This is a genomic window from Blautia sp. CAG:257, assembly GCF_000433815.1.
GTDB classification, from domain to species: domain Bacteria; phylum Bacillota; class Clostridia; order Lachnospirales; family Lachnospiraceae; genus Blautia_A; species Blautia_A caecimuris.
Genome location: NZ_HF999126.1, coordinates 513 through 7,559 on the forward strand (window position 1 = coordinate 513; position 7,047 = coordinate 7,559).

General features: G+C 46.6%; 5 protein-coding genes. All 5 read left to right on the forward strand.

Features of this window, described 5'->3' with window-relative positions; genetic code table 11:
- The coding region (locus tag QVP40_RS13470; protein ID WP_288200602.1) for a PolC-type DNA polymerase III at nucleotides 1-1,796 on the forward strand (1,796 nt) is incomplete at its 5' end.
- A gap of 216 nt (nucleotides 1,797-2,012) precedes the next feature.
- Nucleotides 2,013-3,968 carry a fructose-bisphosphatase class III gene (locus QVP40_RS13475; protein WP_022068887.1) on the forward strand — a complete coding sequence of 652 codons (1,956 nt, stop codon included), beginning with the start codon at nucleotides 2,013-2,015 and terminating at the stop codon, nucleotides 3,966-3,968.
- A 143-nt stretch (nucleotides 3,969-4,111) separates the two neighbouring features.
- Nucleotides 4,112-5,527 (forward strand): amidophosphoribosyltransferase, encoded by a 1,416-nt coding sequence (locus QVP40_RS13480; protein ID WP_022068888.1) that lies wholly within the window; start codon nucleotides 4,112-4,114, stop codon nucleotides 5,525-5,527.
- A gap of 57 nt (nucleotides 5,528-5,584) precedes the next feature.
- On the forward strand, nucleotides 5,585-6,511 hold the full coding sequence (locus QVP40_RS13485) for a YARHG domain-containing protein (RefSeq protein ID WP_022068889.1): 927 nt from the start codon (nucleotides 5,585-5,587) through the stop codon (nucleotides 6,509-6,511).
- 282 nt (nucleotides 6,512-6,793) lie between these two features.
- Nucleotides 6,794-7,047, forward strand: a 254-nt coding sequence (locus QVP40_RS13490) for a magnesium chelatase domain-containing protein (RefSeq protein WP_288200604.1), incomplete at its 3' end; no start/stop codon positions are given.

The following is a 7,047-nucleotide window of genomic DNA, read 5'->3' on the forward strand; positions in this document are numbered from 1 at the left end:
AGCGTCTGGAAAAAGAACTGAATTCCATTATTTCCAACGGATATGCGGTTATGTATATCATAGCCCAGAAGCTTGTGTGGAAATCAAATGACGACGGTTATCTGGTAGGCTCCAGAGGATCGGTAGGATCTTCTCTGGCAGCTACCATGTCAGGTATTACGGAGGTCAATCCTCTGCCGCCGCACTATATCTGTCCAAATTGTAAATACAGCGATTTTGATTCCCCGGAGGTAAAAAAATTCGGCGGAATGGCAGGCTGTGACATGCCTGATAAAAACTGCCCTCACTGCGGCACAAAAATGATCAAAGAGGGCTTTGACATTCCATTTGAAACCTTCCTGGGCTTTAAGGGAGACAAGGAGCCGGATATTGACCTTAACTTTTCCGGTGAATATCAGGCAAACGCTCATAAATATACAGAGGTTATTTTTGGAAAAGGGCAGACCTTTAAGGCAGGAACCATCGGTACTCTTGCGGAAAAAACAGCTTTCGGCTATGTGAAAAATTATTTTGAAGAGCATGGTCAGCACAAGCGGTACTGCGAGATCAACAGGATCGTTCAGGGATGCACAGGCATCCGCCGTACCACAGGCCAGCACCCGGGAGGAATCATTGTTCTGCCAAAAGGCGAGGAAATCGAAAAATTCACACCGGTGCAGCATCCGGCAAATGACGAGAACAGCGACATCATTACCACGCATTTTGACTATCATTCCATTGACGGAAACCTTCTGAAGCTTGATATTCTGGGACACGATGATCCAACCATGATCCGTATGCTGGAGGATCTGACCGGAAAGAATGCCCAGGAGATCCCTCTTGACAGCAAAGAGGTTATGTCCCTTTTTGCCGGCACAAAAGCCCTGGGCATCACTCCGGAGGATATTGGAGGGTGCAAGCTTGGCTGTCTGGGTGTGCCGGAGTTTGGTACAGACTTTGCCATGCAGATGCTTATTGATACCCAGCCAAAGTATTTTTCGGATCTGGTCCGGATCGCGGGACTTGCTCATGGTACGGACGTATGGCTGGGAAATGCCCAGACTTTGATCCAGGAAGGAAAGGCTACCATTTCCACAGCGATCTGTACCCGAGACGATATTATGATCTATCTGATCAGTATGGGAGTGGAGAGCAGCCTTGCATTTACGATCATGGAGAGCGTGCGAAAAGGAAAGGGGCTCCGGGACGAGTGGGAGGCTACTATGAGGGAGCATAATGTTCCGGAATGGTATATCTGGTCCTGCAAAAAGATCAAGTACATGTTCCCCAAAGCTCATGCGGCAGCCTATGTTATGATGGCATGGCGGATCGCCTGGTTTAAGGTGTTTATTCCCCTGGCATACTATGCTGCGTTTTTCAGTATCCGCGCAACTGCTTTTTCCTATGAGACCATGTGTATGGGACGGGACAGGCTGGAATATTATCTGGCAGAGCTTCGAAAAAAAGGCGACGAGGCGTCAAAAAAAGAACAGGATTCCATCAGGGACATGCGTATCGTCCAGGAGATGTACGCCAGAGGCTTCGAGTTTCTTCCTATTGATATTTACCGTTCCCATGCAAACCGCTTCCAGATCATTGACGGCAAGCTGCTTCCTCCTCTGAACAGCATTGACGGAATGGGAGACAAGGCTGCGGAGGCGGTGGTGGAGGCTGCAAAGCAGGGAAAATTCCTGTCCAAGGATGATTTCCGTGACCGCACCAAGGTCAGTAAGACAGTCATCGATCTTATGGACGATCTGGGGCTGTTCGGAGATATTCCCCAGTCCAATCAGTTCTCCCTGTTTGATGTGGTGTGACTGCCTGACGCTGCTGTTTACACGGTATTGTCCTGTCAGGCTACTGTGATCACCTGACGGATACTGTTTACAGGTCGCTGTCCTGGGAGGTGTTTTGGCATGTATATGCCATCTCGAGAAAGAACCTTAAGATATCCGGAATTACAGGAAGTTTCTGCAGCATGTTATAATATATTACGGAAATATTACAAAACAATTTTCCAACAGGAGACAATTATGAAAAAAGATGAACTTCGCTATTTACAGCGTCTGGCAGAACTGTACCCCACTATTGGGAGAGCTTCTACAGAGATCATTAATCTTCAGTCTATTTTAAATCTTCCAAAAGGAACAGAACATTTTATGTCGGATCTTCATGGAGAGTACGAGGCATTTTCTCATGTTCTCAGGAACGGTTCCGGCGCTGTGCGGAAAAAAATAGATGATGTATTCGGTCATACCTTAAGCAATCATGACAAAAGAGACCTTGCCACCCTGATCTATTATCCGAGAGAAAAAATCCGCCTGGTGAAAAAGACAGAGGAGGATATGGAAAACTGGTACAAGATCACTCTGTACCGTCTGATCGAGGTGTGCAAGACAACCGCATCCAAATATACCAGATCCAAGGTGAGAAAGGCTCTTCCTCCGGATTATGCCTATGTGATAGAGGAACTGATCACAGAGAAGGCGGAGGTACTTGACAAGGAGGCTTACTATAATTCCATTGTCAATACCATCATAGAGATCCGCAGAGCAGAAAACTTTATCGTTGCTCTGGCAGAGCTGATCCAGCGTCTGGTTGTGGATCATCTTCACATTCTGGGAGATATTTTTGACAGAGGCCCGGGGCCGCATTTTATTATGGACCGGCTGATGGAATACCATTCTCTTGATATTCAGTGGGGAAACCATGATGTTGTGTGGATGGGGGCGGCAGTGGGACAGAGAGCCTGCATTGCCACAGTAGTAAGAAACAGTATCCGCTATGGAAACCTGGATATTCTGGAGGACGGCTATGGGATCAACATGCTTCCGCTGGCCACCTATGCCATGGAAACCTATAAGGATGACCCATGCACAGTGTTCGGGATCAAGGGTGTTTCTGACTACCATTCTCTGGAACAGGAGCTTGGGCGCAAAATGCACAAGGCCATTGCCATGATCCAGTTTAAGCTGGAGGGTCAGCTTTTAAGGGAACGCAGGGAATTTCATATGGAGGATCGCTGCCTTCTTCACAGAATTGATCCGGAAAAGGGAAGCATTGTCATGCCGGACGGAAAGGAATATGCGCTCAGGGACAATCTGTTTCCCACCATTGACTGGGAACATCCCTATGAGCTTACTGCAGGAGAACTGGAAGTTATGGAGCGGCTGGAAGCAGCCTTCCGGAACTGTGAAAAGCTTCAGAATCATATGCGCCTTCTTCTTGACGTGGGAGGCCTGTACAAGATCTATAACGGAAATCTGCTTTTTCATGGCTGCATTCCTCTTAATGAGGACGGAAGCATGAAAGAAGTAGAGGTTTACGGGGAAACTTACAGTGGCAGGGCTCTTTACGATATTCTGGAAAGCTATGTGCGCAGGGCGTTTTTTTCCGTGGATGCAGAGGAACAGAAAAAGGGAAAGGATATCCTGTGGTATATCTGGGCGGGACCAAATTCCCCTCTGTTCGGCAAAGACAAAATGACTACCTTTGAACGGTATTTTATAGAAGATAAAGATATTGCAAAAGAGAAAAAGGGCGCTTACTATCAGCTTCTGGAAAAGGAGGAGGTAGTGGACCGCATGCTTCGGGAGTTTGGGCTGGATCCGGCAAAAAGCCACATTATCAACGGCCATGTTCCTGTACATCAGATCGAGGGGGAAAGTCCGGTGAAATGCGGAGGCAAGGTGATCGTCATTGACGGCGGTCTGTGCAAGGCGTACCAGAAGGTCACCGGAATCGCAGGCTACACTCTGATCTATAACTCTTACGGCCTGTTTCTTGCAGCCCATGAGCCGTTTACCTCTGCGGAGGAGGCGGTTTCCAAAGGGAATGACATTGTATCCAGCCAGATGGCTGTGCATTATTCTTCAAAAAGGCGTCTTGTAGGGGATACAGACAACGGGAAAGCTTTGCGGGAAAGGATACAGGAACTTACCCGTCTTCTTGAAGCCTACAGGAAAGGTATTATAAAAGAAACAAAATAAAGGCTTTACTTATTTTTCCTGTTTTTATATAATGATGCTTGCAGTAAATACGGAAGATCAAACTAGGGATTGCCGGTCTGAGACAGACTGGTGATTACTCAGCTTCACGTAGCGAAAAAACATAATAAGGAGAGAACAGAATTATGGGCGGAATTTTTGGAGTAGCTTCAAAGTCCAGCTGTGTGCTGGATCTGTTTTTCGGAATTGACTATCATTCTCATCTGGGAACAAGAAGGGGAGGAATGGCTGTATATGATCCGGCAAAGGGATTTGACAGAGCCATTCATAATATTGAGAATTCCCCGTTCCGTACAAAGTTTGACAGAGACGTATCAGAGCTTCAGGGCAATCTTGGAATTGGATGCATTTCTGACAATGAGCCTCAGCCTCTGCTGGTACGTTCTCATCTTGGGAATTTTGCCATTACAACAGTAGGTAAGATCAATAATATGGAAGAGCTTGTGGAGCATTCTTTTAAAAACGGCAGCACACATTTTCTGGAAATGAGCGGCGGAAATGTGAATCCTACAGAAATGGTTGCATCTCTGATCAATCAGAAGTCAACTATGGTAGAGGGAATCCGCTATGCACAGGAAATGATAGACGGATCTATGACCATGCTGATCCTGACTCCAAAGGCACTTTTTGCAGCCAGAGATCGTCTTGGAAGAACTCCTCTTATTATTGGAAAAAAAGACGGTGCTCGGTGTGTTTCCTTTGAAAGCCATGCGTACATCAACCTGGGCTATGAAGATGAAAAGTCTCTGGGACCGGGCGAGATCGTGGCAGTGACTCCGGAAGGAATTGAAACTCTGCAGAAGCCCGGAGACAAAATGCGTATCTGTTCTTTCCTCTGGGTATACTATGGATATCCTACTTCCACCTATGAGGGGGTAAATGTAGAGGAAATGCGCTATAAATGCGGTGATATGCTGGCAGAGCGTGATTTTGGAGAGGTAAAACCTGATATTGTGGCAGGTGTTCCGGATTCCGGAATTGCCCATGCCATTGGTTATGCAAACCGTTCCGGAGTGCCGTTTGCCCGTCCGTTTATTAAATACACCCCTACCTGGCCGCGTTCCTTTATGCCAACCCAGCAGAGCCAGAGAAATCTGATCGCCAGAATGAAGCTGATCCCTGTTCACAGACTGATCAAGGATAAAAGCCTTCTGATGATCGATGATTCCATTGTAAGGGGAACCCAGCTTCGCGAAACTTCAGATTTCCTTTACAGCAACGGAGCCAAAGAGGTACATATCCGTCCGGCCTGCCCGCCGCTTTTGTACGGATGTAAATATCTGAATTTTTCCCGCTCAAAATCCGAGATGGATCTGATCACAAGAAGAGTGATCGCAAAGCGGGAAGGTGACAATGTGGATGAAAAAACTCTTGCGGACTATGCAAATCCGGATTCTGAGAATTATAAGGGAATGCTGGAGGATATCCGCAAAGAGCTGAACTTTACGACCCTGAAATACCATCGTCTTGACGATCTTGTGGCTTCTATTGATATTGAGCCGTGCAAGCTTTGTACTTATTGCTGGAGCGGCAAAGAATAAAGAACTGCCATAAGAAATCAGTTATGAAGGGTATGTGCAGAACAGAGGTGAAACATAATGAGAAGAAAACGAGAGATACTGAAAATACTGCTCTGTGTACTGACTGCGGTTTTTATAATGGTAAGCGCCGCAGCGCTGCTTCTTGTAGGCCTTCGAACCAGCGCACAGAAGGAGCAGAAAAAACAGGAGGCGCTGGAAGCACTGGAAAACAGGCCTACCGTTGCCCCTACCCTTGCGGTATCCGTAACGCCTTCTCCCACACCGAGACCCACGGCAACGCCTACACCGATTCCGACAGTGGTGGCTGCCTTTAATCCGGATGATTTCTGGAATGAATGGTACAGTACAGACGGAACCGTGACAATGAATATTTATAATATCAGTCTGGATACCGTATCCTTCAGTTTTTCTCAGACGGACCGTAATCACACCCAGACAGTGACGGCAGATGTAACCGCTGAGGTTGCCGGCAATGCGGCAAAATTTTATTTTTCCGATTCAGCCGGAAACAGTTCATCCGGGAATCTGATTTTTGACAATGGACAGCTTTATGTAAAGATCGTGACCAGCGAACCGGTATCTGCTGTTTTCCCAAGTGTGGACTGTATTATGAGCCGGAATCAGGTTCAGCTTGTACCGGATCCTACGGCAACGCCAACGCCGATGCCTCAGGATCAGCAGATCAGCCAGACTGGAGAATATTTCTTCCCGGAAAGCAACAGCAGGTATCTGACAGATGATGAGGTATCTGTGTATTCGTCGGCTCAGCTTGAGCTTGCAAAAAATGAGATCTATGCCCGCCACGGAAGGATCTTTGTGACCCAGAGTATTGCAGATTATTTTAACGGCAAATCCTGGTATCAGGGAACCGTGGATCCGGATACCTTTGATGCTCAGCAGGGTTCCATTTTTAATGAATATGAGATTGCAAATATTCAGAAAATTGAGGAATGGGAAATGCTGAAAAGGGCAGCAGGAAACTGATCATAAATCATATCATGAAACAAAAAGGCATGTATGGAAAACCATAGGTGCCTTTTTTGGTATCAGGCGGGGATTTGGAATATCGCCACATTTCCGTGGCTGGGGCTTGTGTTTCCGGGGCTTCAGCCCTATAATAAAAGAACAGACAAATCATCTTTTCAATTTCTATTTCTTACACAGCAGTTCTGCTGGAATTTCCATTTGTAGTTATTCTTTAAAAGTACAGCTTTATTTTTTCGTGAAAAACGGGATCGGGGACTGATTTTCGCAGAAAGGAGTGTTATGTTTGCAGCAGTATTATCTGCAGTGATCCTCGGTATGGAAGTACATCCGGTACAGGTGGAGGCCGATGTAAGCGACGGATTGCCGTCTTTTATTATGGTGGGCTTTCCCTCTGCTCAGGTAAAGGAGGCTCAGGACAGAGTGAGGACAGCCTTTAAAAACAATGAGATCGCGCTTCCGCCAAAAAGGATCACAGTGAATTTTGCCCCGGCTGATATAAAAAAAGAAGGAGCAGGATTTGATGTTCCGGTAGC

What these genes read in the sequence shown, in the direction of transcription:
- QVP40_RS13485 (WP_022068889.1), top strand. Translation starts at nt 5,585, where the DNA reads ATGAGAAGAAAACGAGAGATACTGAAAATACTGCTCTGTGTACTGACT.
- QVP40_RS13480 (WP_022068888.1), top strand. Translation starts at nt 4,112, where the DNA reads ATGGGCGGAATTTTTGGAGTAGCTTCAAAGTCCAGCTGTGTGCTGGAT.
- QVP40_RS13475 (WP_022068887.1), top strand. Translation starts at nt 2,013, where the DNA reads ATGAAAAAAGATGAACTTCGCTATTTACAGCGTCTGGCAGAACTGTAC.